This is a genomic window from Paeniglutamicibacter sp. Y32M11, assembly GCF_019285735.1.
In the GTDB taxonomy this organism is placed as follows: Bacteria; Actinomycetota; Actinomycetes; order Actinomycetales; family Micrococcaceae; genus Paeniglutamicibacter.
Genome location: NZ_CP079107.1, coordinates 3,906,177 through 3,933,021, shown reverse-complemented (window position 1 = coordinate 3,933,021; position 26,845 = coordinate 3,906,177). Strand labels below are relative to the sequence as shown.

General features: G+C 62.8%; 22 protein-coding genes. 11 read left to right on the top strand and 11 right to left on the bottom strand.

Translation table 11 applies throughout. The features are described 5' to 3' along the window. Positions 1 to 176 precede the first annotated feature (176 nt). Both adhP and KUF55_RS17460 read left to right on the top strand, forming a co-directional pair. Positions 177 to 1,208 (top strand): alcohol dehydrogenase AdhP, encoded by a 1,032-nt coding sequence (gene adhP, locus KUF55_RS17465; RefSeq protein ID WP_132360547.1) that lies wholly within the window; start codon positions 177 to 179, stop codon positions 1,206 to 1,208. 135 nt (positions 1,209 to 1,343) lie between these two features. After that, positions 1,344 to 1,757, top strand: coding sequence for a DUF779 domain-containing protein (locus KUF55_RS17460; protein ID WP_218817478.1), 414 nt, complete (start codon positions 1,344 to 1,346; stop codon positions 1,755 to 1,757). Between the two features lie 34 nt (positions 1,758 to 1,791). Here KUF55_RS17460 and KUF55_RS17455 read toward each other — a convergent pair whose 3' ends face one another. Then, a complete protein-coding gene (locus KUF55_RS17455; protein ID WP_218817477.1) occupies positions 1,792 to 2,238 on the bottom strand; it encodes a hypothetical protein in 447 nt (148 codons plus the stop codon). A 92-nt stretch (positions 2,239 to 2,330) separates the two neighbouring features. Here KUF55_RS17455 and KUF55_RS17450 point away from each other — a divergent pair, with 92 nt between their 5' ends. Further along, positions 2,331 to 2,762 carry a thioesterase family protein gene (locus KUF55_RS17450; protein ID WP_218817476.1) on the top strand — a complete coding sequence of 144 codons (432 nt, stop codon included), beginning with the start codon at positions 2,331 to 2,333 and terminating at the stop codon, positions 2,760 to 2,762. A 4-nt stretch (positions 2,763 to 2,766) separates the two neighbouring features. Here KUF55_RS17450 and KUF55_RS17445 read toward each other — a convergent pair whose 3' ends face one another. Continuing rightward, a complete protein-coding gene (locus tag KUF55_RS17445; protein WP_218818850.1) occupies positions 2,767 to 3,885 on the bottom strand; it encodes a sorbosone dehydrogenase family protein in 1,119 nt (372 codons plus the stop codon). Between the two features lie 213 nt (positions 3,886 to 4,098). Between KUF55_RS17445 and KUF55_RS17440 the strand changes: the two genes are divergently transcribed. Next, a complete protein-coding gene (locus tag KUF55_RS17440) occupies positions 4,099 to 4,995 on the top strand; it encodes a helix-turn-helix transcriptional regulator (protein ID WP_132360539.1) in 897 nt (298 codons plus the stop codon). 123 nt (positions 4,996 to 5,118) lie between these two features. On the opposite strand, the gene KUF55_RS17435 is transcribed toward KUF55_RS17440, so the two are convergent. Then, a complete protein-coding gene (locus KUF55_RS17435) occupies positions 5,119 to 6,624 on the bottom strand; it encodes a SulP family inorganic anion transporter (RefSeq protein ID WP_218817475.1) in 1,506 nt (501 codons plus the stop codon). A gap of 344 nt (positions 6,625 to 6,968) precedes the next feature. On the opposite strand from KUF55_RS17435, the gene KUF55_RS17430 reads away from it, so the two are divergent. Then, complete coding sequence (locus tag KUF55_RS17430; protein WP_218817474.1) at positions 6,969 to 9,299, top strand: LuxR C-terminal-related transcriptional regulator; 2,331 nt, start codon at positions 6,969 to 6,971, stop codon at positions 9,297 to 9,299. Between the two features lie 497 nt (positions 9,300 to 9,796). Continuing rightward, positions 9,797 to 10,414 (top strand): 2-hydroxycarboxylate transporter family protein, encoded by a 618-nt coding sequence (locus KUF55_RS17425; RefSeq protein ID WP_132360533.1) that lies wholly within the window; start codon positions 9,797 to 9,799, stop codon positions 10,412 to 10,414. Positions 10,415 to 10,700: 286 nt separating this feature from the next. Here KUF55_RS17425 and KUF55_RS17420 read toward each other — a convergent pair whose 3' ends face one another. Further along, a complete protein-coding gene (locus KUF55_RS17420; RefSeq protein WP_218817473.1) occupies positions 10,701 to 12,614 on the bottom strand; it encodes an FAD-binding monooxygenase in 1,914 nt (637 codons plus the stop codon). Positions 12,615 to 12,786: 172 nt separating this feature from the next. Here KUF55_RS17420 and KUF55_RS17415 point away from each other — a divergent pair, with 172 nt between their 5' ends. From KUF55_RS17415 to KUF55_RS17405, 3 genes are all read left to right on the top strand, one after another. After that, positions 12,787 to 13,389 (top strand): TetR/AcrR family transcriptional regulator, encoded by a 603-nt coding sequence (locus tag KUF55_RS17415; RefSeq protein ID WP_255557145.1) that lies wholly within the window; start codon positions 12,787 to 12,789, stop codon positions 13,387 to 13,389. Between the two features lie 398 nt (positions 13,390 to 13,787). Further along, complete coding sequence (locus tag KUF55_RS17410; protein ID WP_218817472.1) at positions 13,788 to 15,395, top strand: MFS transporter; 1,608 nt, start codon at positions 13,788 to 13,790, stop codon at positions 15,393 to 15,395. 163 nt (positions 15,396 to 15,558) lie between these two features. Further along, entirely contained in the window at positions 15,559 to 16,356 is a 798-nt protein-coding gene (locus KUF55_RS17405) for a dioxygenase (RefSeq protein WP_218817471.1), read from the top strand. 28 nt (positions 16,357 to 16,384) lie between these two features. On the opposite strand, the gene KUF55_RS17400 is transcribed toward KUF55_RS17405, so the two are convergent. Next, positions 16,385 to 16,978, bottom strand: coding sequence for a GNAT family N-acetyltransferase (locus tag KUF55_RS17400; RefSeq protein ID WP_218817470.1), 594 nt, complete (start codon positions 16,976 to 16,978; stop codon positions 16,385 to 16,387). A gap of 153 nt (positions 16,979 to 17,131) precedes the next feature. Then, positions 17,132 to 18,871, bottom strand: a complete 1,740-nt coding sequence (locus KUF55_RS17395; RefSeq protein ID WP_218817469.1) for a CocE/NonD family hydrolase — start codon at positions 18,869 to 18,871, stop codon at positions 17,132 to 17,134. A 202-nt stretch (positions 18,872 to 19,073) separates the two neighbouring features. On the opposite strand from KUF55_RS17395, the gene KUF55_RS17390 reads away from it, so the two are divergent. After that, complete coding sequence (locus KUF55_RS17390) at positions 19,074 to 20,015, top strand: MBL fold metallo-hydrolase (RefSeq protein WP_218817468.1); 942 nt, start codon at positions 19,074 to 19,076, stop codon at positions 20,013 to 20,015. A gap of 77 nt (positions 20,016 to 20,092) precedes the next feature. Here KUF55_RS17390 and KUF55_RS17385 read toward each other — a convergent pair whose 3' ends face one another. Beyond that, positions 20,093 to 21,061: a GlxA family transcriptional regulator gene (locus KUF55_RS17385; RefSeq protein ID WP_255557144.1), complete on the bottom strand. Its 969-nt coding sequence runs from the start codon at positions 21,059 to 21,061 to the stop codon at positions 20,093 to 20,095. 118 nt (positions 21,062 to 21,179) lie between these two features. On the opposite strand from KUF55_RS17385, the gene KUF55_RS17380 reads away from it, so the two are divergent. After that, a complete protein-coding gene (locus KUF55_RS17380; RefSeq protein WP_218817466.1) occupies positions 21,180 to 21,818 on the top strand; it encodes an HD domain-containing protein in 639 nt (212 codons plus the stop codon). 102 nt (positions 21,819 to 21,920) lie between these two features. Here the strand turns inward: KUF55_RS17380 and KUF55_RS17375 are convergent, their stop codons facing one another. The 4 genes from KUF55_RS17375 to KUF55_RS17360 all read right to left on the bottom strand — a co-directional run bounded on the left by KUF55_RS17375 (position 21,921) and on the right by KUF55_RS17360 (position 26,804). Next, on the bottom strand, positions 21,921 to 23,147 hold the full coding sequence (locus KUF55_RS17375; protein WP_218817465.1) for an MBL fold metallo-hydrolase: 1,227 nt from the start codon (positions 23,145 to 23,147) through the stop codon (positions 21,921 to 21,923). 92 nt (positions 23,148 to 23,239) lie between these two features. Next, positions 23,240 to 24,607 (bottom strand): aromatic acid/H+ symport family MFS transporter, encoded by a 1,368-nt coding sequence (locus tag KUF55_RS17370; protein WP_218817464.1) that lies wholly within the window; start codon positions 24,605 to 24,607, stop codon positions 23,240 to 23,242. A gap of 140 nt (positions 24,608 to 24,747) precedes the next feature. Then, entirely contained in the window at positions 24,748 to 25,671 is a 924-nt protein-coding gene (locus tag KUF55_RS17365) for an alpha/beta hydrolase (RefSeq protein WP_218817463.1), read from the bottom strand. Positions 25,672 to 25,676: 5 nt separating this feature from the next. Then, positions 25,677 to 26,804, bottom strand: coding sequence for an NAD(P)/FAD-dependent oxidoreductase (locus tag KUF55_RS17360; protein ID WP_218817462.1), 1,128 nt, complete (start codon positions 26,802 to 26,804; stop codon positions 25,677 to 25,679). Between the last annotated feature and the right edge of the window lie 41 nt (positions 26,805 to 26,845).

Genomic DNA, 26,845 nt, shown 5'->3' with positions numbered 1-26,845 from the left:
GGGTGAGAGGTTCTCCCTGAACTTCTCACCCACGGCCGCTGGGTAGTCCACCCACCTGCTTCACCTTTTCCCCCGAGCCCCACCTTTCTTCGGTGGCGCGGATGTAGCGGCCCGGGCAAGCACATCTTCAAGCCCACCGCTGCCTGCGCGCCGCCGGCCAAATCAAGGAGCACCAGATGAACACCATGCGAGCAGCCATCGTTAATACCTTCGGCGAAGAACTCGAAATAGGAACAGCGCCGATCCCGGAGCCGGGCCCGGGTCAGGCGTTGGTCAAGGTCATCGCTTCCGGCGTATGCCATACCGACCTGCATGCCGCTCACGGCGATTGGCCGGTTAAGCCGAACCTGCCGCTGATCCCCGGCCACGAGGGGGTGGGCAACGTGGTGAAAATCGGTGAGGGAGTCACCGAGGTCAAGGTGGGTGATCTGGTGGGTAACGCCTGGCTGGCCAGCGCCTGCGGAAACTGCGAATTTTGCCGCACCGGCTGGGAAACGCTCTGCGAGTCCCAGCAGAATGGCGGCTATTCGATGAACGGATCCTTCGGCGAATACATGCTGGTCGACGCGAAATTCGCCGCTCACATCCCGGAAGGTGCCGACCCGTACGAGATTGCCCCGGTACTTTGCGCCGGCGTGACCGTCTACAAGGGCCTGAAGCAGACCGAGGTTAAGCCCGGCCAATGGGTGGTCATCTCCGGCATTGGCGGACTGGGGCACATCGCCGTGCAGTACGCGGTAGCGATGGGCATGCGCGTGATCGCGGTGGATGTCGCCGAGGAAAAGCTGGCACTGGCCAGCAGCCACGGTGCCGAAATCACCGTCAACGCGTTTGCGCAAGATCCGGCGGAGGCCATTCAGGCCGCGGTGGGTGGGGCTCACGGAGTTTTGGTGACGGCGGTGCACCCGGCCGCCTTCGGCCAGGCCATCTCGATGACCCGGCGCGGGGGAACCATCGTCTTCAATGGTCTGCCCCCGGGAGAGTTCCCCGCCCCGATCTTCGACATCGTGCTCAAGGGCCTGACGATCCGCGGCTCGATCGTGGGGACGCGGCAGGACATGATCGAGGCGTTGGAGTTCTATGCGGCGGGCAAGATCAAGCCGACCTTCCACACTCGGCCGTTGGAGGACATGAACGCGGTCCTGGACGAGATGATTCACGCGAAGATCGACGGTCGGGTGGTCATCGACTACGTCGGACAAGCGTAGGAGACTTGGCTTAGCACCGGCCACGAAAAAACAACAGGTCTGCATCTGGGTCCGGCACCACCGTCATGGAACGGTGCCGGGCTTCGGTGTTTTGTCAGTAAGTTTCGCAATTCGGTTCTCACCAGGGAGTGCGTCATGGAAACAGCCATTGAGTCAGCGGCAGCGATCGCCGGGGAAGATTTTTCCCGGGTAGCGATGACCGAGGAGGCCGCGGAACTGCTGCGTTTGCTGTGGCAGAGGCACGGGCCGCTGATGTTCCACCAGTCCGGGGGGTGCTGCGACGGGTCCTCTCCGATGTGTTTCCCGGATGGTGACTTTAAGACAGGGGATTCGGATATCCTGCTGGGCGTCTTCACGCTGCCCGATGCCGAGGGAGGGTCGCTGGGCACCCTGGATTTCTGGATGAGCCGCGAACAATTCGAGTACTGGAAGCACACCAAGCTGACCATTGATGTGGTGCCGGGGCGGGGGTCCGGTTTCTCCGTGGAGGCCCCGGAAGGCAAGCGTTTTTTGATCCGCAGCGAGATCATTGAGTTCCCGACCGGCTGATGGCTCAACACCATCCCGGGCGGGGCCGCCGCGACTAGAGGTAGGGCCCGCCGGGATCGGGGGAATCGGGCTCGGAGCTGCGGTTTCCGCCGATGAGGTTCACTTCGTCGCGTTTCCGCAATCTGGACGCTCGGTATTCGTGTGCCGTCACAACCCAGGCCCACACCGTCAGGCCCGCCAGTAGCAACATGATGAACCACAGTGAAGCGAGCACGTTTTCACCATCGTTCACCCACGTGATACCCGCCAGGACAAAGAGGAAACCGAGGATCGCCGTCATGAGGATGGCGAGGAACAGCAACCCGCCGGGCTGCCACAGTGGATGGGTCCGGGTGCCGACCGACGAGGCGTATTTTTTGTATTCCTCCAGCGACATACCGTTGCGGTCGGCCGCGCGTTGGCTGGAGGTGCGAGCGAACTCGTTGCGCTGGGCGCGGGTGAGTTTCTCGTCGGGGCTGCCGCGGTGTCGAGCATCGGTCATACCCCAAATCTACTAGGTTCCGTGGCCGGAGCGCGGTGTTTGATTTTGTCACAAGTGGGCAGTCGAACGGGGCTTTCTGGTGAAATGGTTCCATGAGCAATGAGACGCTGACGCACCTTCCCCGGCCCTTTGAACTTGAGATGCCCTTGCGCTGGTCGGATCAGGATGCGCTGGGACATGTGAACAATGCGCGGATCATCACGCTCATGGAAGAGGCGCGCATTCGCTGGACCCGTGGGGGAGAGGCCAATGCGCGCTTCAGGTTTGGCACCGTGGTGGCGTCGTTGACCATAAATTACCTGCGTCCGTTGCACTACCAGCCCGAATTCCGCATCCAGGTGGCGGTAACCCGCATTGGTACCAAGTCCTTCACCGTGCGCCACGTGGGTATCCAGAATGAGACCACGGTCTTCGACGGAACCACCGTGATGGTGCCGTTGGCGGAGGATGGGGTCTCCTCGCGTGCACTGAATGACACCGAGCGGGCCTGGCTTGAGGCCGCGTTGATGAGCGCCGCGGTGTAGGTTTCTACTCCAGATCCACGCCGAGGATGCGGTCATCTTCTGGGCCCGGCGTCCCGCGGCCATCGGTGTTGTTGGTCAGGAACCACAGCTCCCCGTTCGGGGATAGGGTGACATCGCGAAGGCGGCCATACTCGCCGGCGTAGTGGTCGGTGAACGTGGTTGGGTCGGCGACCGGCACCGCGCGGAGTACCGTTCCGCGTAGGTTGGCGATGAACAGCGTCCCATCGGCATACGTCATGCCGCTGGGGCTGGCCACTTCGGGGGTCCACTGCTGCACCGGATTCGTGAAGCCCTCGGTATCCTCAATGCCTTCGACCGTCGGCCACCCGTAGTTGGCGCCGGCGGTGATGATGTTCAGTTCGTCCCAGGTGTTTTGCCCGAATTCTGTAGCAAACATTGTCCCATCCTGAGCCCACGCGAGTCCCTGCGGGTTGCGGTGCCCATAACTGTAGACCACCGAACCGTCGAACGGATTGTCATGGGGGATGTCCCCGTCGGCGGTCATTCGCAGGATCTTGCCGCTCAGGGAATCCAGATCCTGTGCCTGGCCGGCTTGACCGGCGTCGCCCACGGTGGCGTAAAGCATCCCGTCCGGGCCGAAGGCTAGGCGACCTCCGTCGTGGTAGCTCGCCGAGGGGATTCCATCAAGAATCGTCACAGGTGAGCCCAGGGCCAGCGACCCGGGTGTTCCCGTGACGTCGAAGCGTTGGATGCGGTTTTCCCCGGCACCCGTCGAGTAGACATACAGGCGTCCCTGATCATCGACCGTCAGGCCCAGCAGCCCGCCCTCGCCGGAACCTGCCACTCCGGGAACCGTCCCGATGACCCGGGAGCTGCCGTCTTCGGCGAGTTCAAGGATGCGGCCGCTGTCGCGTTCGCTGACCAAGGCAGTGCTCTCACGGAACACGACGGACCAGGGGGCCTCCAGGCCGCTGGAGACCACCCGTGGCGTGTCTGTGGGTGCCGCGGCTCCGGCCGATCCCGACGCCGACGCCGACGTGGAAGGTGACGAAGGTGGCGTTGAGGTCTCGGCCGATGATGAGGGCGAGGGCGAGGGCTGGAGCGGAGGCGTTGGGAGACAAGAGGTCAGCAGGAAGCTGATCCCGGCTCCGGCGGCCAGCATCGATGCTGTTCGTAGCTTCTTCAACGTTTTCTCCTGACGATTCCGGGTTCTTGCGATGATCCTAGGGTGGTCGATGTTCCCGACTTAGTCGAGACGAGAGATCGTGATCGAGATTGATTGGGCGCCGAGACCTCGACCGCTGGAAGGAGTCTCTGACGATGGTGGTACCGCGAGGGACTCCCACCAAGCGCTGGTCTCGTCTACCGTGGGAGCATGGACAATCGATCGGAAGTCAGCGAATTTCTCTCCTCGCGCCGAGCCAACGTCACTCCCGAACAGGTTGGCCTCCCCACCGGCACCAACCGAAGGGTCAAGGGACTACGTCGAAACGAAGTCGCCACCCTGGCCGGGGTCAGCATCGAGTACTACACCCGCATCGAACGCGGCTCCATCAGTGGTGTCTCACCCGAAATCCTTGACGCTCTCGCCAAGGCGTTGCGGCTCGATGATGCCGAACGAGCCCATCTCTTTGACCTCGCCCACGCGGCCAGCCCCGTGGCGAGGCCTCCGCGTCGACGGAACCCCAAAACCTGGACGGCGCACCAATCGCTGCAGTGGGTGCTGGACGCCATCACTGCCGGACCGGCCTTTGTGCGCAATGGACGCATGGACATCCTCGCCGTCAACTCGCTGGCTCGTGCCTTCTACAAGGATGTCTTTGAGATGCCCGGCCAGCCGCCGAACATCGCCCGACATGCCTTCCTCGACCCTCGGGCCCGCGACTTCTACCCCGACTGGGAACTTTTTGCCGAAGTTATCGTCGCGATTTTGCGCACCGAGGCATCTCGCGATCCGCACAACAAGGATCTGCACGACCTCATTGGGGAGCTGAGTACTCGTTCCGATGACTTCCGGCGTTTGTGGAGTGCGCATAACGTCCGCCACCACGGCGCCGGGTCCAAGACCTTCCACCACCCGATTGTCGGTGAAGTCACCCTGGCGTATGAAGGGCTGGAGATGGCGGCCGAACCCGGTCTGACACTCACGATCTACGCCGGCGAACCTGGTTCCGGCTCCGAACAGGCACTGCGACTCCTCGCCTCCTGGGCAGCGACCGAATACGCCGCGCCCATCCCTGACCCCAACCCCAAGAAGTCCGCCGACCACTAGGCGATGGTGCCCGCATGGCTCGCCGAACTCGCGATAGCGGCGGATGACCTAAGAGTTTTTAGGTAGATCGATGTCTTTGAGAAACATCAACACCGGAGTCGCGATGATTCTCCGCATCGGTGATTAGCCTAGGTGCCCGGCCATGCGCTGGCGCATGGCGGCGCTTGCCTCGTTCAGGCCCACGATCTGAACCCGCTTGCCGGCGGCCTCGTACTTGGCCGTGATAGCGTCGAGTGCCGCCAGCGTGGAAACATCCCAAAGATGCGAGGCGTGCATATCGATGACCACGTGCACCGGGTCCAGTGCGTACTGGAACTGGGTGTAGAGGTCATTGGACGAGGCGAAGAAGAGCTCGCCGTTGACCGTGTAGGTGGCGGTTTCGTCCGCCGCATCCACGGTGCGGGTCACCGTGACAAAGTGCGCCACTCGGCGGGCGAAGAGCACCATTGCGGTGAGCACACCGGCGCCCACACCCACGGCCAAGTTGTGTGAAAACACCGTGGCCAGCACCGTGATGATCATGACGGCGGTTTCGCTCTTGGGCATGCGTTGCAGCGTGCTGGGTCGGATCGAATGCCAGTCGAAGGTCGCCCAAGAAACGAAGATCATCACCGCCACGAGTGCGGCCATCGGGATCAGCGCCACCACGTCACCAAAGACAACCACCAACACCAGCAAAAAGACACCGGCCAGGAAGGTGGAGATGCGCGTGCGGGCACCGGAGACCTTCACATTGATCATGGTCTGGCCGATCATGGCACAGCCACCCATACCGCCGAATAACCCGGTGACCAGATTGGCCACCCCCTGGCCCCAAGCCTCGCGAGTTTTACTCGAGCGGGTGTCCGTCACATCGTCCACCAGCTTGGCCGTCATTAGGGATTCGAGCAGGCCCACGAAGGCCACGGCCAGTGCGTAGGGGGCGATGACCTTGAAGGTCTCGAAGGTCAGCGGGATCTGCGGGAAAAACAACGCGGGAAGGCTGGTGGGTAGGGCGCCCTTGTCGCCCACGGTGGGAACGGTGATGGCTCCGAGTACCGTGATGAGCGTGAGCATCACGATGGCCACCAGCGGGGCGGGGACCCGCGTGGTGAGCTTCGGCAGGCCGAAGATGATTAGCAGGGCAAGTGCCAGCAGGGGATAAACCATCCAGGGCACATTGATGAGTTCCTGAAGTTGCGCAATAAACACCAGAATCGATAGGGCGTTTACAAACCCGACCATGACCTGTCGCGGGATAAAGCGCATCAATTTGGCCACGCCCAGCACCGCCAAGAGGATCTGGAAGACTCCGGCCAGCAGGATCGCGACCACCAGATAGTTCACCCCGTGACTTGCTACCAGGGGTGCGATGACCAGGGCCACCGCACCGGTGGCTGCTGAGATCATCGCCGGGCGGCCACCCACAAACGCTATGGTCACCGCCATGGTGAAGGCCGAGAACAGTCCCACCCGCGGGTCAACTCCGGCGATGACGGAGAACGCGATTGCCTCCGGGATCAGTGCCAGTGCCACCACCAGTCCGCCGAGGACCTCGATGCCCAGACGCTTGGGAGAACGTAGGGTGCGTCGGATCGATTGGCGTTCATCCGGTGAGGGGATGGCCTCGGTGGCGGGCGAGGAGGGCATGAACATGGTCCGTTCGAAAAGGCAGGTGCGGTGGATCGGTCAATCCCGAAGGACACGTGGCATTCGAAGAACTGATACACCGTGGCAGTGCGGGAAAACCGAAATCAAGTTCAATTCTAGGGGAGGTGCGGGCAGCTCCATCGGTGAGTGGAACGGATTGGATTATCCGCGCCCACCTGAGGCTTCACCAGCGGCGGCTCGGTACGCTTGCGCGGCTGATTTCCAGCGAGACTCCGGCAATGGAATCGGGGTCCGATTTATACCGGCATGAGGAGGGCAAGATAGAGGGATTGCCACTTAGGATGAGGTACCGAATAGCCCGGAGTCGGGCCGGGAAAAAGTGCATGAAGAGCAGGAGTGAAATGGGGGCTACCTCCGGTCTGCCGGATGCTCATCCCACCCTGCCCAGATTCCTCTCCTGGGCCGATGGAAACGGCAGGTTGCTCTTCATCCGGTCTGCGGCCGGAACCGGCCGCCGGTATTTTGCACGCTCGTGGATCGGGAACCGCTCCGGTGAGGTACTTGACTGGTCCGGTGGGGGAATTGACGTTGCCATCGCTGTGGATCACCTAGTGCAACGGCTTCATTCGGATCCCGGGCTGCACCTTGCCGTCATCTTGGCGCCTGCTGCTTCGATCTGGGCTCTAACCTCGCGTACCCCGTGCCTTGTCGCCGATCAGGGGGATTTGTTGTTGAATCTCGCGGAAATCAGGCAGTTTGTAGGATCTGAAACGCGGGCCGAACAGCCCGATCCCCACCACCTCCACGAGTTGTCCGGAGGCTGGCTGGCGGCCCTGCTGATCCTTTCCGATGATCCGCAGGCCAGCACTCGCGCCCAGCAGAGCATCGCGGGAGGATTGGCTCGCTGGCTGGCTCACCGCGACCCCACCGGGGCATTAAGCGAAGCGGCCTTCCTGCCCGTATTCGCCGGGTGCACCGTCGAGGCCTTCTACGGCGAATTTTCCCCGGTGATACACACCCTGGACGATCTCGTCCAGGCGGGTCTGGTGCAGCCTGACGGTCTAGGTGGCTGGATGATGCCGCGGATGGTGCGGCAAATATTGGTGGAACGCGTCGGACTACGTGAACGTGTTGTGGCTCTGGAAAGAGCCGCCGTCAACGCCATGGCGGCAACCCATGGGGTGGAGGCGGCCGTGGAATCTGCCGTGGCCCATCGGCGTTGGCCGGCGTTGTTGGACCTGTTGCTGGATCATTGGGTGGATGTTTTCATCGGCAACCCCCGGCAACTGGGCGTCATTGCGTCAAAGATCCCGCGCTTCATAGCGGAACAGACCGAATACATGCGAGTTGGCCTGCGTATTCTCGGTTCGGTGGACCAGCACGGCCTGTCCCTTCAGCCCCCTGTGTTCGAGCCAGATTACGCCACAAACCACACAGCCCAACGCTTGCATCGGGATGCGCTGCGGCTGGCCAACAAACCTAATGCCCACGCACTGACCGTGGGCATGCTGGAGATGGTTAATCTTCGAATGTCAGGGTTGTATGTCGAAGCTGGGACTGCTGCGGCACGTCTAAGAGCGACGTTGCATCGCGGGCTTGACGCCGAAAGGCTCAATCCGGCGCTGGTGGCATTGACCGAACTCCAAGCAGGAATTTCCCTGTATTTAGCGGGCAAAGATTCCGAAGCGCGCCAGGCCTATGAGTCGGGTTTCCACTGGGCACAGATCTCTGGGAAAGCATTCCTGCTCGCGGATGTGACCGGAAAGCTGGCCCTGCTCGACGTCCTAGAAGGTGACAGTGCCGCCGCGACGCGCTGGCTGGCCGCGCATGATGCCGTCATCGGAGATGTTGGTTGGGGCAGGGTGATGGTGGCTCGCTGCGCAGCCATGGCCCGCGCCTATCTGTCGCTGGCCCGTCTGGATTATCTGGGCTTTGAGCAGGCCATGGAGGCGTTGCCTCCGAAACTGGACCACGACGAATTCTGGCCCGTCCATGGCCAGCAACTGGCGCTGCAAAAGATTAATATTGGCAATTTCGAGGTCGCGAAGAGGATGATCTCCTCGATCCGTGCGGAGCGTCGCTACGCGGCGGACTCGCCCTTGGCACGGCGGCTGTTCGACGATACGTTGATGCTGGTGGAGATTCTGCAAGGCGGCGTGATGCGCCATGGCAGCGGTGCCGAAAAGAGGGATCCACTACTAGTGGCGCTCGGCCACCTGCTGAACGGAAATCCGAACGCTGCGCTGGCTGCCCTTGAAGATGTCCCGGTTACTCGGGGTTTGCGGCGGAGGGGCAATCTGGCACTGTATTTGGATCTCGCCGCACGGAACCCTCAAGGCCCCACGCCAGCCTTGGCGCAACGTCTACAGCGTCTGCACCAAGAATCGGGAGTACTTTACGAGCTGTCGATTTTGGGCATGGTTCCCGGGTGGTCCGAGGTCGGGCGTTCCTTGGTACTTGAGCCAGAAGAGCTTCAACGCCTGGGCTATGCGCTGGATCTCGCGCCCACACCGATCCCCAAGCGACCGGTACTTAGTACGCGAGAACAAGAAATCTTGCATCAACTGCGTGCTGGGATGACACGGAAACAGATCGCCGAGGCCGGTTACCGGTCCGAAAACACGGTCAAGACCCAAATGCGCAGCCTCTACCGGAAACTGGAGGCCTCGGACGTGGAGCAGGCCCTGGAAAACGCGCGGGTCTGGGGCCTCTGAGGACCGGAAGGCGCGTGGCCAAAGTTGTTTGCCCATTTCCAATTCGGCATCGATTTGTTGCGCCGCATGCGCAACTGATGCGCTGAAGTCCGGCCGGGGAGTTAGTTACACGGTTCAGCGGCACCGCTAGGCCCGGCGTGAAACACCGAGATCAAGACCAATTACATAGGATTGGGCGCTACGCGTGATCTTGGAGGTGGCCAAAACAACAACCTATAGGATCTGCGTCTAGGGCATGGGCATGGGCCGGTGCCGAGCCGCCGTGATGCTTCCGAGGTCCCTATAAAGGGGACTGACAGACCAAAAACGTTATCCTCAAAGTCAGTGAAAACGTTCGTCTAGGATGTAATTGATACCGTCGAGTGCTGGCGGATTCATTTTGACTCGGAGCCCGCGTGCCAAGGGCGTGCGGAGACGACAACCTGAATGCGGGAGGGATCGCTTGCCAGTGCAGAGAGGTGATCACCCTGCCCTGGCACGGTTTCTGACTTGGTCCGATGCTTCCACTCGATTGTTGCTCGTCAGGGCCGCACCCGGAACCGGCCGTCCCGCCGAAAAACGAAGCCTCCTCGTTCATTGCGCTGGGCAAGGGCCTGCTTTTCGCCGGTGCACTGTTCATCTTCGGCCAGCTGGTCGGCTCGTTCGTTGAGGTCTTGCACCCCTATGCCTGGACCATCATTGCCGCGGCCGCGGTGAAGATCTTCGGCTGGCTGCCCAAGGACATTGAGGAATCCACCGCGGACTGGGGTGACATGGTGGGTGCCACCATGGTTCCGGCGCTACTGGTGGGCGTGAGTATCAGCTACATCGACATGGGCGAGGTTGTAACCTCGCTGAGTAACCCGAAGTTCATCGTACTGACGGTTGCCACGGTGCTGATCTCCACTCTGACCTCCGGATTCCTGGGTTGGCTCATGAAGTTCAACTTCGTCGAGGCGTCCATTACCCCGGGGTTGGTCATGGCCGACACCGGCGGCAGCGGAGATGTCGCGGTGCTCAGCGCGGCGAACCGCATGCACCTGATGCCCTTCGCCGCGCTGACCAACCGACTCGGCGGCGCGCTGGTGCTGTTCGTGACCTCGCTGCTGGTCCCGCTGCTGGCCATCGCTTCCTGATTCCGCCGGAACCGGTGGAAGAGGCCGGGCCGCAGTCGATCCCCTGGGTCGGCCGCGGCCCGGCCTCTTGCCGTTTGCATGGCCGGTGGATCGCAGCAGGGAAATCGCCCTGGCGCACTGCAGCTCCCCGGGCCCGGGAGATCGGCGCACCCGATGTTCAGCGCATGGCCCCGGGTGCGGACCTTGGCGCGTCCATGGAGCCGGCGCGCCAGACTCGCCGCATCCATATCCATGTCCCTCAAGCCGTGCCGCGAGGCCCTGCCCCGGCCGCACGGACGAGGTCGGACTACGGTAGCGTCGGGGTGGTCATGATGCCAGCGAAGAAACGTGTCAGCTCCGCGTGGGCATCAAGGGGTAGCACGTGCGCCACGTACTGGTCGGGACGGACCACCACAATCGCGCCGTGCTCGCGGTTGATGCCGCGGGCCTCGAAGATATCGTTCGCCGCGTCGGCGGTGAAGACCTTCTCGTAGTCGATGAGCCCCAGCGGTGCCTTACGTGGGAAGAGGAATGCTGGCACATCCCCTGGCTCCACCTCGCGGTGTCCCTGCTGCAGCACCGCACGGACGTCGAAGACCGCGTCGTCGTCGGCACCCGCCGGGGTGAAGGTGCGCACCGGGGAGGAAGGATCCTGCCCCAAGTAGGTGCTGAATGCGGCCAGTCGCGATTCAGCGGCGTCGGGGCGGGCGGCGTCGGCGAAGGCGTAGATCCGCCAGCGGCCGTCGGCCAGGGCCTGGTGGCCGAGCTGCAGCGGCTTGGCATCGGCAAGCCGGATGACGCCGGAGGAGTGGAAGCGCTCGCCGACCGGGAAGCCGGTGGCCAGGTGCTCGTGGGTGTCTTCCCCGGTGATCATGCTTGGGGCGTAGTCGGTGGCGAAGCCGGCGGTGAACCGCCCACCCTGGGTGAAGATGGACTGGCGTTCGGCGGCGTCCATGCCGCCGGCCTCCGGGTTCGCCGGGTCCTTGGGCTTGGCAGCCATCGCAGTGGACCATTTCAAATCGAAGTCGATCAGCTCCTGGGCGATGACCTGGCGTTCGGCGGAGTAGGTGTCCAGCAGGGATTCTGGGCTGCGGCCCTGCAGCACCGCTGCCAACTTCCAGCCGAGGTTGAAGCCATCCTGCATGGACACATTCATGCCCTGACCGGCCTTGGCGCTATGCGTGTGGCAGGCGTCCCCAGCGATGAACACGCGCGGGGTCCGGGTGCCGCGGTCCTCGGGCAACACGTCGTCGAACCGCTCGGCGATGCGCTGGCCCACCTCGTAAACGCTCCACCAGGCGATTTCCTTCACGTCCAGCGTGTAGGGGTGCAGAATCTTTTGTGCCGCCTCGATGACCGAATCGGCGGTGAAACGCCCGCGGGCCTCGCGGTCTCCCGGGTCGATATCGCCCAAGTCAACGTAGAGGCGCACCAGGTAGCCGCCCTCGCGCGGGATCAGCAGAATGGAGCCGCCGGAGGCCGACTGAATGGCGGCCTTCAGGCGGATGTCGGGGAAGTCGGTGACGGCCAGCATGTCCATGACACCCCAGGCGTGGTTACGGGCATCCCCCTGCATCTTGATGCCCAGCGAGCGGCGCACGTTCGAGCGCGCGCCCTCGCAGCCCACCACGTACTTGGCTTGCATGGTGATCTCGTTGCCGGGTTCCTCGCCGGTGCGGCGCAGTCTTGCGGTGACGGGGTAGTCGCCGGTTTCGGCGATCGTCACGTCGATGAGCTCCAGTCCGTAGTCGGGGACCAGTCGGCTGGGGGAGTTGGCCATGTGCTCGAAGAGCATGTCCTGCATGCGGGCCTGGTTCACGATCACGTGAGGGTATTCGGAGAGGCCGTCGGCGACGTCCTGGATCCGCCCGGTGCGCTCGATCCCGTCGGCGGAACCGGGGCCCCAGAAGCTGGTCTCGTTAACCCAGTAGGCCTCGCGCATCAGGGCTTCGGCCAGACCAAAGCCGTTGAACATCTCCACGGTGCGGCAGGCCACCCCGTCGGCGTGGCCCAGCTCGAGGGCTGCTTCGCGGCGTTCGACAACAAGGGTGGAGATGTCCGGGAACTCGGCCAGCTGAGCGGCCAGGACCGAACCTGCGGGGCCGGTGCCGGCGATGAGGACGTCGACCTGGGTGGGGAAGGTCCCCGGGGTGCGGCGTCCGGGAGCTGCGCGGCGGATATCCGGGTCGCCCGGGCGGTAGCCATCTTGGTAGAACTGCATGCTGCTCCTTGAATCTGCTGCGCACCCTGGGGCGGCGATGTGATCTGTTTCATCAACCGTAGGGCCGGCCGACGTCCCGACACCAAGACATTCTGCACAGCAGAATCACTGGTGGCTCTCCGGCGCTCACCGCGGTCTCGGGGAAAGAGTGGAATCGTCTAGGCTGAAGGTCATGGCCACATTGAGGGAAGCGCAGAAGCAAATGACTCGCCGGCGGTTGCTGGAGGAGGGGTTAGCGGCGTTTGCCGAACAAGGATACTCCGCCACCACAATCGATGACATCGCCACCCGGGTCGGTGCCACCCGGGCGACCTTTTACCTACATTTCGGCTCCAAGGCCGAGCTGGTACGTGCGTTGGTCGAGCGCACCAACGAGATGCTGACCAGTATCGACAACCCTTCGTTGACAGAGGTGGTGGCCTCGGGTGACCGTGCGGTGCTGAAGACCTGGCTCGGGCGCAAGTTCGACCAGTGGGTCGACATTAAGGACTACGTCATCGTCTCCCACCAGGCCGCGGCGGTGGAATCAGACATCCAGGACTCCATTGATTCGTGGTTCGACGATGCCATCGGGAGCATGCAGGCCGGACTGGACCGGGCCGGCCGCTTCGAGGAGGACAGTCGGCGCATTCGCTGCACGCTCGCCTTCGGCGAACTGGAATTCCTCTCCGTTCGCTGGTTCCGCCGAGGTTGGGTCGTGGACCGCGACATCGCACTGGAAACCATGACTGGCTCTTGGTATCACCTGCTCTGCAATGAGGGTTCCGGCTCCTAAGTTCGCCCCCGCATTGCTGCCGCTCGGCCATTGGCCGGGCGGTTTTTTGCTGCCCGCAGCACGGCACGGCCCCCTTTGGCAGCCAGAGCGCAGCGCTCCGGCGCCGGTGAAATTGCCAAAATGTGGGGTGTCCCACAAATTTGGCTTGACACTCCGTCTTGCCAGATGTCATGCTGTTAGCGATTCTCCGTGAGCCAGGCCACAAGTGATCCGACTTCGGGGAATGATCGTTGGAACTTTCCCGTCCGGCAGGCAGATATGCCGACACTGGACAAGCTGGGACCTGCCGGCCGCCGTTGGGTGCGGCACTGGGCCGGGCCTTGGATCACCACCGACATGCAGTCGGGTTCCACCGGTTCCCGGGGCTTCACCACACCGCAAACCAAGGAGTCACTACCATGAGTCATGATTCGGAAGCCGGTATTCCGGCGGCTACCCGGTCCCACCCGCCGCAGCAGGCGTCTTCGGCCAAGCGATCGATCCGCGGCACCTTGGTCGCGGCCTCGCTGACGGTGATGGTTGCCCAGATCGCCAACGCCCTGCCGGGTGCGCTGAATGGCGAATTCCAAAGCACGTTTAACACCGTGGGCTCCCAGCTGACCTGGATTACCGCGTCCTTCATGGTGCTGGTTGTCGTCTTTGAGCTGACCTTTGGACTGCTGGGCGATAAGTTTGGTCACCGTAAGTTGGTGCTCGGCGGAGCCGCGCTCGTGGCAGTTGGTTCCGTGGTGTGCGCACTGGCACCCACCGTCCAGCTCATGTGGGTCGGTTCGGCCATCAACGGGCTCGGTGCCGGAGCGATTTTCCCGGCCTCGCTGGCCCTAGTTGCCGCCGTGTCACGCAATATGGGTGAACGCATCCGCGGTATTGCCATCTGGGCGGGCTTCCTCTCCGCCGGTTCGGCACTCTCTCCGCTGCTTGGAGGGGTGATGGCCGGGCTCGGCTCCTGGCGCAACGCCTATGTTGTCGTCGCCATCGTGTCGCTGATGGCGTTGGCACTCACCGCGCTCTTGGCGCGAGAGGCGCACTCCGAGCGCTCTCGATCCGTGGATATCTGGGGCCAGATTACGTTCGCGATTGGTCTAATCCTGGTGCTCTTTGGCCTGGTCCAGGGGCCGGAGGCCGGGTGGAGCGCCGGCTATGTGCTTGGTTCACTGGTCGTCGGCGCCGTGTTGCTCGCGGTGTTTGTGGCTATCGAGCTGAAGGTGGAATCCCCGCTGCTTGACCTGCGTCTCTTTGCCATTCGCCAGTTCACCGTCTCCTCAATCGTCGCGGTGGTGGGCATGTTCGCCTTCCTCGGCGCGTGCTTCACCACCAGCATGTGGCTCGGTCCGGTGCAGCACCAGAACCCGATGTTCCTCGGGCTACTCTTCCTACTGTTGCAGGGCCCTGCCTTTGTCTTGATCCCGGTCATCTCCCGCCTGCAGGCGCGGTTCGGCTCCCGCTGGCTGATGACCTTCGGTTTCATGGCCATGGGTGCCGGCGCACTGATTGCCTCGGGCTTCGACGTCTTGGAGCGTGACGTCACTGCCTTCATTGTGCCCTGCCTGCTGGTTGGTCTGGGTTTCGCCTTCACGCTGAGCCCGATGACCGCCATTGCGGTGAACTCGGTGCCGCGCCAGTTGACCGGCATGGCCTCGGCCACCACCAACCTGCTGCGCGACCTCGGGTTTGCCCTGGGGCCGGTGCTGGTCGGCGCAGTGGCACTCAGTGCCGCCGGAAGTCGTCTGATGGTTTCCCTGCAGACCTCGGACCTGTCCCCGGACCAACTCGGACCCGCTATGGGAATCGCTGAGGCCGGCGGCCCGATCGCTCTGAATTCACTGCCCGCCGGCGTCCCTGGAGCCGCGGGGAGCGAGTATGCGCTGGTGGCCCTGGGCGCCGGATTTGCGCAGGCCTATCTGGTGGTGGCGATTGCAGCACTGGTCGCTGCCGCGCTGAGTTACTTTGGGCTGAGGGGCGCTACGGAACCGGACATGGACGCCGCGCTGCCCGAATCCCACTAGTCTAAGCGGCTGCTTCGGGTCGGGGGTGGGGTGCCGTTGTTACGGTGCTCGCCCCCCGACCCGATCTCTTGATTTCGCCCGAACTGCAGGTGCGTCAGAGCAGTTTGATTCCGGTTGCCCATTTTACTTGAAGCATCAACCAAAATGGGTGTACGATGGGGTCATGACTACTGCAGCCGACCGTCCACCGGTACTCTTTCTCTCCCATGGCGCACCACCGCTTGCCGATGATGCCACCTGGACCGCCGAGTTGGCGGCGTGGTCCGAGACCATGGAAAAGCCCAAAGACATCCTGATGATCTCCGCTCACTGGGAAAATGCTCCCGTGTCGCTCAGTGCCACGCGCCAGAAACAAGAACTGGTTTATGACTTCTGGGGCTTCCCGCAGCACTACTACGACGTGCGCTACGACGCTCCGATGGCGCCGGAATTGGCAGACGAAGTTGCCCGTCTGACCGGAAACCACGGACATCACGTCGAGCGCGATGAGACCCGCGGTCTGGACCACGGAGCCTACGTCCCGCTGAAGGAAATGTTCCCCGACGCCGACGTCCCGGTGGTGCAGATGTCGATGCCCACGCTGGATCCGCAAGGTCTCTTTGCCTTGGGTCAGTCGCTGGCCCCGCTGCGTGATCGCGGCACCATGATTATCGGCTCCGGCTTCACCACGCACAACCTGCGCTGGTTCAACCCGGCAGGTGGCCCCGATTCCACCCCACCGGCCGCCTCCAGCGAATTTGACCAGTGGGCCGAAGAAGCACTGGGTCGTGGAGACGTGGATTCCATTCTCGACTTCCTGCATAAGGCGCCGGCCGCTCGCGAGGCGCACCCGCGCTCCGAGCACTGGGCACCGCTTTATGTCGCCCTTGGTGCTGCCTATGCGTCGGGTGGTATTGAGGCCAAGACCGCCATCGACGGTTTCTGGTTCGGGCTCTCCAAGCGCTCCTGGTCGCTCACCTAAACACCCGCGGTAAGGCAACGCACGCCCGTCAAAGGTCGCGGCGCATGATCAACCGTGGCATCCTGCTGGCCATCGCGCCGGTGGTACCGATGATCCGGAACCCGGCCTGCTCGAACATCGCGCGGGTGCCGACGAACGCCATGGTGGTGTCCATGCGTCCGTCGAGATCCACCGGGTGGGCCTCCACGGCCGGTGCGCCCCGGGATGCGGCGTAGTCCACGGCGCCCTCGAGTAGATGAGCAGTAACCCCCTGCCGGCGGTGCCCGCTACGCACCACCACGCAGATGATGCTCCACACCGGGACCTCGTCCACGGGACGGATGAGCTTGGAGGCGGCCAGCCGCGGGATCTCCGCGCGAGGACCGATGCTGCACCAGCCGACGGCTACCCCGTCGCGATAGGTGATCACCCCCGGAGGGTTCTCCCGTTCGCAGAGACTGCGCATCGCGGTCTTGCGGCTGCCCCCGCCGAGATCCTCGATGTCCTTGACGCCCAGGCGATGCGACAGGCACCAGCAGTGGGTATCCCGCCGGGTCGGATTGATGACGTCGGCGAAATCTTCGAACCGGTCGGGAGTGACCGGATGAGTCTGCCACTGGGTGTTCGGTGCGCTCTCGGCCATGTGACCATTCTGCCGCCGTTCATCTGTTCCCGGCTACGGGGCGCTGACGTTCGGTGATGCTTTTTATGTCCCTACATGCCTTGGGCGCGAGCTCCGGAATCAATCCGGAGGTCGCGCCCAAGGCATGTAGGAAGCGCTTGGCTCCCCGAGCTACTAGTTCGAGGTGGCGTGAGCCGCCTTGCTCGTGGTGAATGGCAATACGAGGCGGGACTGGTGCGCGGCGTCGCGGTAAATCTTGTGCGTGACCGGACGACCCACCGGCAGGTGGAAGGCATCCGGCGGCAATAGCGAGTTGTGCTCATCGCTCAGCGGCTCGGCGTTGGAAAGCTCCGCCACCAGCTTGTGGCCGGGCATAAACGTATTGGCGAACGGGTAGAGGCGAAGCACGTATTCTTCGATCTTTCCCGGGGTGACGGGCACCGAGCGGGTGTGCGGGTGGAACGGGTTGCCCTCGGTGGTGCGCTCGTCGAGCTCGTTGTGCGAGGCCTTGAGATAACCGGTGGTGATCAGCTGGCGCTTGCCATTCGGGGCGTAGTCCCACATGCGCAGGATGAAGTTGGTGTCCACCGCATCGATCTCCGCAAAGATGTGTGCGGCTCCGGTGCCCATCATCTCGCAGGCTTCCTCGAAGACCGGGGTCTCCCACGTGATGATTTCGACCTTGTCCGTCACGGTCAGCGGTGCCTGGTAGAAGCCGTCCGGGGCTGCATATTCAACACCCATGGTTTCGGGCTCGGTGGAGAGCTTGTGGCGCGGGCGCAGGTAGAGGTTCGTGTATTCGATATCCTTCGGCGGCCAGGAATCCGCGGTGATCGTTTCGCGCGATCCCTCGACGAAGACACTCACGGCCGGCTCGTCCATCACGCCATTGTTGATGCCCTTGAGCCAGTAGTCGTACCAGCGGAACATTTTCTCGTGTTCCTCGATGAAGGGACGTGACTGCATCGGCGGGTAGGGGCCAATGTCCAATTTCTTGGGGCCGGTGAGTGTATCGAAGAGTTCGATGGTGCCATCGAGGGTCCAGCCGCGGCCCTGATCCAACTGCAGGTAGACCGGGATGTCGATATTCTTGGCAAGGTTAATCGGGTTGCGTTCCTCGTACCATTCGCCGTCAAGCTCGTTCATCACGATGTCGAACCAGGCCTCGTGGTTCTTCGGGTAGTTCAGCACATGGACCAGGTTGGGCCAGGCGGCAACATCCGGGTCCTGCAGGCGCTTGGCGACAAGTTCCTTGAGTTCTTCCTTGGAGTACTTCTCGACCATGCGGGACTTGACACCATCGGTGAAGGCCCAGCCGGAGTCTCCTCCGCGACCTTCGCGGGCGGCGCGCGGCATGAACCACATGACACCGCCGTGATAGGTGGTTTCGTAGAAGTCGTAGTGGCCACCGGAGACGAAGATGGCCTTGAGGCTTGGTGGACGCTCGGCCGCTGCTAGCACCTGCATGGAGCCGAAGTAGGAAATGCCAACCATGCCGACGTTGCCATCGCACCAAGGTTGGGCGGCGACCCATTCGATGAAGTCATAGGCGTCCTGACCCAAGGAAACGCCGCCGGCGTTGTAGTTGCCGATGTGTTCGCCCTCCGAGTCGCCCGAACCGCGCAGATCCCCGATGACGTGGACGTAGTCTTCTTTCACGATGCGGGCGATGTCGCCGGCTTCGATGCAACCGTCCCACATGGGGGAGGGACGGCGCTGCGGCGGAGTGGTCAGGGCCAAGGCCTGGAGTTCCTTGCCGTAGGGGCTAAGGGCCACTAGGGCGGGACGGGGCTTTTGTTCACTTCCCTCATAGGCATCCGCGGCAAGGATGACGCCGTCGCGCATCGGAACGCGCAGGTCCTTGCGAATGGAGATCGGGTGGCCGCCTGCATTAAACGTCGTGAAATCGGTCATGAGGGGTGAAACTTCCTTAGCAACGTCTTGAGCCAAGTGTTCACCTGGCTGGCACACACATCAGGCGTGACATAAACATATTATTATAATAAAGTAGCCATGTGCAAGACCACGCGGTCATTGTCGCTGGTTCATGGAATAGAGGTGAACTAGTCTCGACGATGATGAAGCCGCCCCGCCACATCAGGAGAGTAGCCCGAGCATGAGCCAAGTAGTTAACGTCCACCCACTGGTATCTCCTTGGGGCCGTTTTGGTCTCTACAGCTTTTTTATCGATGCTCCCGAACCGGCCATCATTGACACCGGGATCTCTTCCTCGCCCGCCGAGGGCATGGTGGAAGAGCTCAAGAAACTCGGGCGGAACATCGAAGACGTTCGGTGGATCCTGCTGACCCACGGGCATATCGACCACATGGGTGGCGCCGTTGCCCTCTGGGAGCTCACCGGCCGACGCGCCAAGGTCGTGATCCACGAGAAGGATGCTCCCTTGCTGCGTTCGCGGGCCGCCCATCTGGATCAATACATTGATGTGCGGGCGCAGTACCTCAAGGAACCGAATGGTGTTGCTGATCAGAAAAAGGCCGCCAACATCGTGATTTCCGGAGAGATGGAGCCAAGCATCCTGGTGAGCGGCGGCGAAATCATTTCTCTTGGCGGAGATGTCACCGTCTCGGTGCACCACATTCCCGGGCATACCGAGGGCTCCGTTGCCTACGTGGTGGACGGGCAGAATTCGGTCTTTGTGGGAGATGCGGTGCAGATCCATGGGGCGGCCAATGGTTTCCCAGGCTATGAGGACCCGGCGGCCTACCGCACATCATTGGAGTACCTGCGCGATGAGGTGCGCCCCAATCACCTATACCTTGGCCACCCGTACAAGGGCGCCGATGGCGTCGCCTACGACGTCGAACTGGATGCCGTGGGTGCCCAGAAGGCGCTGCAGGAAGCCATCGATATTGAGGCCCGGGTTGCCGCCGCAGCACACAAGGCATTGGAAGCTGGCCTGACGGAATCCGACTCGGCCTATTCGCCGTTCGAGTCCGTAGCCCGAGAAATCGGTTACACCGGGGATCCGACGCTGGAGCCATCTCCCTTCTTCACCACGCTGGATGGCTACCGTCGGGCGGCGAAAGCGGCCAACTGACGGATTCCCCTGCCCGTTCCCACCGTTCTGGGCTTCGCGTGGCCCGGGCCGCGATGACAAGGCCGTCTTCCGCTGAGCTAATCGCCGGTGACTCCGCTATCTTTTCGGGTCGTGGTAAAGCGGTCGCGGAAGCTGGTCGGTGTGGTGTCGAGTTGGCGGGCGAACGCCCGTCGGAGCGTCTCGTCGCTGCCGAATCCGCTGAGCTGCGCCACGAGCGTCATTCGGTGGCCGTCGAGGATGAGCGATCGTGCCGCATCGACGCGCACCCGTTCGATCCAGCGAGCCGGCGTCGTTCCTGCTTCAGCTCTGAACATCCGGTTCAGATGGCGCACGCTCACCCCGGCGGCCGCCGCCATCGAGGCCACGGTGTGCGCGTCGGCGGGATCGGCCAAGACCGAATCCATGAGAGCCCGCAACAGACCGTTCTGTACTGGAGGGGTGCTTAGTGCCGTCGAGAACTGGGTTTGGCCTCCGGGTCGTTGCATGAACATCACCAGTTCGCGGGCAGTTTCCCGCGCTGTCTGGACGCCGAGGTCATCTTCGACCATGGCGAGAGCCAAATCAATGCCCGCGCTGATGCCCGCGGAGGTTAGATAGCGGCCATCGCGGACATGGATGACGTCTTCTTCGACCTTGATGAGCGGATACCGTGCCGCCAGGGTGCGCGCGTGGCGCCAATGAGTGGTGGCCCGCCGCCCATCGAGGTAGCCCAGCTCCGCCAAAACAAATGCCCCGGTGCATACCGATGCGACCCGCCGCGCGCCGGCGGTTAGATCTTTGACGGCTTCTAAAAGCTTCGGAGGCAACCCGTCATCCGGCAGGGATGGCCCTCCGACCACCAGTAACGTGTCTATGTCTCCGACAGTGGCGGCGGCGAGCGTCCGCGAGAGTTCGAGCCCCGAGGATGACACCACCGGCCCACCTGCGGGGGAGACATAAACAACCTCGTAGTGCTGCCGTGTGGGGTCGGCGAGGTTGAACACCTCTGCTGGCCCACTGGCATCAAGCATGGTCATGCCGTCGAAGACCAGCAATCCAATTCGCATGCTCATGTCCGAAATTGAGGGAAAGTAGGCAATATAGACATGTCGCCAGCATAGCCCGCCAGGGCAGGATGAAAGGAGCATCCATGACACACCGAGTCCCAGAAGGCGGCAAGCATCCATGACCGAGACCATTGCAGGCATCCGGATCCCAGACAGCAAGATGGCCAAGGACGCCACCGACCTGCTCCGCGGGGCGGCGACCGAACTCGTCTATGACCACTCCCGCAGGGTATTCATCTTCGGTTCACTGCGCGGCCAGGAGCAGGGGCTTCAATACGATCCCGAGCTGCTGTACGTCGGGGCCATGTTCCATGACCTCGGACTCACGGACAAGTACCGCCGAACCGACCAGCGCTTCGAGATTGACGCCGCCGACGAGGCTCGTCGCTTCCTGAGTGAATACGGCATCACCGGCGAGGCTGCGGACAAGGTCTGGTCGGGCATCGCGCTGCACACCACCCCGGAAATCCCGCTGCACATGGCACCGGAAATCGCGTTGGTGACCCGCGGCGTCGAGCTCGACGTGCTGGGCATCGGCTACGACGCGATCAGCGACGAGCAGCGCAATGCCGTTGTGGCGGCGCACCCGCGCCCGGATTTCAAGAACCAGATCTTGGCCGCGTTTGCCAACGGCCTCAAGGACCGCCCCGACACGACCTTTGGCAACGTGAAGGCCGACGTGCTGGCCCACTTCGTCCCGGGGTTCCAGCGTGGCGACTTCTTGGAGGTCATCCAGGGATCCGCCTGGGCCGAATAGTACGGAACCCCGCGGGGAGCAGAGCGGCGGCGCGCATCCACTGATGCGCGCCGCCGCTTGTCCTGTCCCCGTGCTTCGAACCTAGGTGTTGGGCAGGGCGATCTATCCGACCGGGACCTGTCTCAGGTCTGTTCCCACGATCAGTTTCCCGGAGTATCCCTCCTGGGCGCGCTGCCAGGATTCGACCGGATTGTTGCCGGGCACCAGGTGCGAGAGCACCAGGGTTTTGGCACCCGCCTTCTCGGCGACGTCCCGCCCGACCTGCTCAATGGTGGTGTGCGATTCGAGCAGGTGCTTCTTCAACGGCTCCCTGGCCTCTTCCGGAAGGTTTGCGGCAACCCGATCCACATAGGCCGGGTCGATGACCTCATGGACCAGCACGTCGCAACCCCTCGCGAGGTCAATGAGGTTCGCGCTGACATTGGTGTCGCCCGATACCACCACCGATCCATCGGGGGTGTCGAAGCGATAAGCAAACGCCGGCGCAGTGGGGTGGTGGTCAACCAGGGTGGCCGTGATCTTGACGTCGCCGTCCTGCCAGATCTCGAGGGGCTTGTCCAGACGAGGCGGCACGCCGTCCGGATCAATATCCCAGACGCCGTCCAGATCGATGTCCTGGATTTCGAAAGTGGCATCGGGGTTGCCGAAGTTGCTATCGCGCATGCGGTCGTTGAAGTCCGCAGCGAAGGCCTGCCGAAGCAGCGCGGTGGTGCCTACAATGCCCGGAGTGGGCGATTCAGGGCCAAACACCTCCGGTGCCTTCCGACCGGGTGGGTTCAGGCGGGGCAGGGTTCCGCGATCGCCCGGGCCGAAGACCCGGATTGGATCCTCCCACGTCCGGCCGACCACGTTTTGTGCGCCCGTGGCATACACCGCGGGCCACTCGACGGTGTGGTCGCTGTGCAGGTGGGTGAAGAAGATCCCGCGGACACGTGCGAATGACCCCGCGCCCGGGGTTTCGGAGGCTAGGCCCGCATCGATCATGCGGTTATGGGAGGCATGGCCCAGATCCACCAGATACACGCGGTCGCCGTAGAGCACCGCCGTGCTGATTCCGCAGCGCGAATTTTCCACAATCGCCGGGCCGCCAGCGGTGCCGAGCAGCACCACTCGGGTACGGGTCGTCACCGCCGCCGATTCGGCGGCCAGGGGAGTTCCCGACGGCTCCGCGGAATCGGCACGAGTCACCGTCGCCGGGCCAGCGGATGCTTCGATCCCGGCGGCGGGTACGCAGCCTGCGAGCGTGAGTGCACCCAGCGCTCCAATGCTGCCCGCCAGAAATGTACGGCGACCGCTACCGGTGCCGGTCTCTAGTTGTTCTGTGACCATGGTATTCCTCCTTGAATAACTGCTGTGGTTGGTTGACAGGTATCGTGCCGGTGGGTGGCGGAACCGGCCGGGAAGGTGCGATGCCCGGTTCCCTATGTGGCTCTCGACGCGGAATTAGCGGCAAATGCTTCCGGGCCGTTGTCGCGCTCCTGCGCCCCGCGTGCCCTGGAGGCAAGCGGAACAAACGTGAAGGCCAACGCGGCAAAGAGGCCCGGGATGGCGAAGAAGAGGAAGTTCATCTGCACCGGTAGGTTCATGGTCAACAGGACACCGCCGAAGGTCGGGCCGACAATGGCACCGAGCCGCCCGACGCCCGAAGCCAAGCCGATAGCGGTTGATCGCATGAAGGACGGGTAGTACTGCGAAACGAACGAGTAGGAAATGTTCTGCGCCCCCATGGTGCAAGCACCGGTGATGAATACCAAGACCAGCAAAATGGCCATGTTGTTGCCGTAGCCCAGCAGCGTCAGCGAGATGGCGGAGATGACAAACATCGGGACCAGGACCTTCTTGACGCCCCATTTGTCGGAGAGCTTGCCCAGCAACAGGGTGCCGGCGATGGCACCCACGTTCAGCACGATCATGAAGGTCAGCGATGAATTTAGGGCGTACCCCGCGGTGACCATCAACTTGGGCAGCCAGATCGAGACCCCGTTGATCATCAGCAGGCACATGAAAAACGCGACCCAGATCATGATGGTCCCCAGTGCGCGCCGGTGGGTGAATAGCGCGCGCACGGGGCTGCCAGCTTCGCGGTCCTGCAAGCCGGTGAATTCGACATTTCCCCGCAGCTCGCCCGCCGGGTTGACCTTGGCCAGGGCAGTGCGGAGTTCGCTGATCCGGCCCTTGCCCAGAAGCACGGCGGGGGAATCTAGGAAGTACTTGTGCATAAACGGCAACAACAGCAGAGGAAGAGCCGCAACGAAGTAGACAGCGTGCCAGCCGAGACTCGGAAGCAACAGCATCGACACGAAGGCCGCGAGGATGCCGCCCACGGAAAAGAAGCACATGAGCACGGCGATGAAGGTGTTGGCCCGGCCTTTGGGTGCGTAGTCGGTGAGCATGGCGATCAGGCACGGCAGGATGCCTCCGATGCCCAGGCCGCCCAGGAAGCGCAGGATTGAGAACTCCAGTGGTCCGGGGGCGATGCCGCACAGCGCCGAGGCGAGTGAGAAGAGGATGACGCTGGCCATGAGTACACGCTTGCGCCCCAACTTGTCGGCGAGAATCCCAAAGAGAATCGCGCCGACCATCATCCCGAAGATGCCGTAACTGCCGATGGCTCCGGCCTGGATCGGATCCATCGACCATTCCTTCATCAGCACCGGCAGGACGGAGCCGTAAACGATGAGGTCGTACATGTCGAAGGTGATGATGAAGCAGGACCAGAACAACATGCCGGCGTGGAATCGGTTGAACCGTGCCTCGGCGATGAAGTCCCTGATATTGATCGTTGTCATGTGTGTTCCTGAGGGTTGGGGGAGTGAAGGTAGCGGGTGATTGATGTGCGAGCGAGCGCCAAGAGGGTGGTTCTGGAATTGCAGGAGGCGGCACGAACCACGTGGTTCGTGCCGCCTCCTGAGGTAACGAGGGTGGGGGATTAACCCTTGTTCAGGAATGCTCCGGTTTCGACAAAGGCCTTCGCGAACTCCGGGATCCAGGAGAAGTTCTGCACGAAACCGTGGTTCGCACCCGCGTAGCGGCTCAACGTCGTTTCCACGCCGGCCTCTTTCAGGCGCTTGGCGTAGAGCTCGCCCTCGTCGCGCAGCGGATCAAATTCGGCGGTGATGACCAGCGCCGGCGCCAGGCCGGAAACATCCGCACGCTTGATCGGGGAGACCAACGGGTCTGCCGGATTCGCGCCGCTGTTCAGGTAGAAGGAATTGAAGGGCGCAAGGCCTGCGGTCTCCAATCCGTATCCGACGGCGTTTTCGCGCATCGAGGGGTAGCGATCAACATCGAAGTCCAGATCCAGTGAGGGGTAGAAGAGGATTTGGTGTGTGAGGGCGGTAAATTCGTCGTCGTGCGCCTTGGCCGCGATGGCGGCGGCAAACGTTCCACCGGAGCTGTCCCCGGCAATCGCCAGGTTCTGGGAGTTCCAGCCGAGGTTCTGGCCGTTTTCCGCCACCCAGCGCAGTACCGCGTAGCAGTCATCTAGGCCGGCCGGGAAGAGCGCCTCGGGTGACAGCCGGTAGCCGACCGAGATAACCTTGTGGCCGGTTTCCTTGGCTAGGGCACGGGCGACGTGGTCGTGGGTGTCCAAGGAACCCAGGAAGAATGCTCCACCGTGGACGTAGACCAGCACCCCGTGGGAGTCGGCGGCATCGGGGGTGTAGATCCGCACTGGCACTTGGCCGGCTGCGGTGTCGGCGTTGATGTCTTCGACCTTGAACATCGGCAGGCGATCGGCAAGCGGGCCGACGTGCGCGGCCTCTCCGGCGCGCATCGCTACCGGGTCAAGTGGCGAACCGTCGGGTGCCGGGATCATGGCCAAGATCTTGGCAATTTCGGGATGAATAGACATGGAGCTTAGACCTCTACTTTCGACTGGGATGCTGGTTTCTGTCCGGGGAAGACCTCATTGAGCTCGTCCTCGGACCAGCCCGAACGCGAGATGCGCTGCAGCTCATCGGTCACCGGCTTGCGAGTCGCCTGGAACAGGGCCAGGGCTTCGGCGACCGAATCGGCCTCAAGCAGTGCGTCGGCCAGAGCGCCGGCGTCCATGATCGCCGAGTTGGCACCCTGTCCCTGGTGGTGCAGCATGGCGTGGGCGGCGTCGCCCATGATCACCACCGAATCCGTGTGCCAGCTGTCCACCGGGTTGATGTCGTACACGGCGCGGATGGAGACGGTGTCCATGTCCAAATTCCGCGCCATCGCCACGATGCGCTCATCAAAACCTGCCACAGTGGCCAACAGCTGTTCCTTGGAGACCTCCGGGGCCCAGGTGGAGTCCGGGCACAGTGCGGTGATGTCGAAGGAGAGTTGGTTGCGGTGGCGCAATGGCAGAAGGTAGACCTTGGTGCCACGGCCAATGAACATCCGCAGATTGTCATCGTTGATCATGTCTGCGGCTTCCTCCATGGAAATGACCGCGCGGTAGGCGTGCTCGCCGGAGAAGACCGGCTGGTTATCGCCAAACAGTGCCTTGCGCACCACCGACTTGATGCCGTCGGCACCGATGACCAGATCTGCCTCGACCACGGTGCCGTTGGCGAAGGTGAGCACGGAGGTGGCGCCCTGATCCTGAATTTCTATCAACTTGTGGCCGAGGTGGACCATGCCCTCGGGCAGGACGCCGATCAGTGCGTCGATGAAGTCTCCGCGGTGGATCAGATGGGTCTTGGTTTCAACCTCGAAGTCGTTGATCCCGGGCCAGGCTTCTTCCATGATCGGATTGTTGTCGGCCGTGAGGATCTCGAAGGTGTCGCTCGGCGAGCTGACGGCAGCGATGGCCTCGAAGCTGCCCCACTGGCGGAAGCGATCCATGGTCGAGGGACGCAGACCGATGCCGGCACCGACCTCGCCGATCTTGCTCGCCTGTTCATAGACGTTGACCGTGGCTCCAAGCAGGCTTAGGGCTTTGGCCGACGCGGCACCGCCGTAACCGGCTCCGATGATCGCGATGTTGAGGTTTTGAAGATCCGTTGCCTTCATGATGATGTCTCTTTCGTGGGGTGGGAAGTGATTCCCGAGAA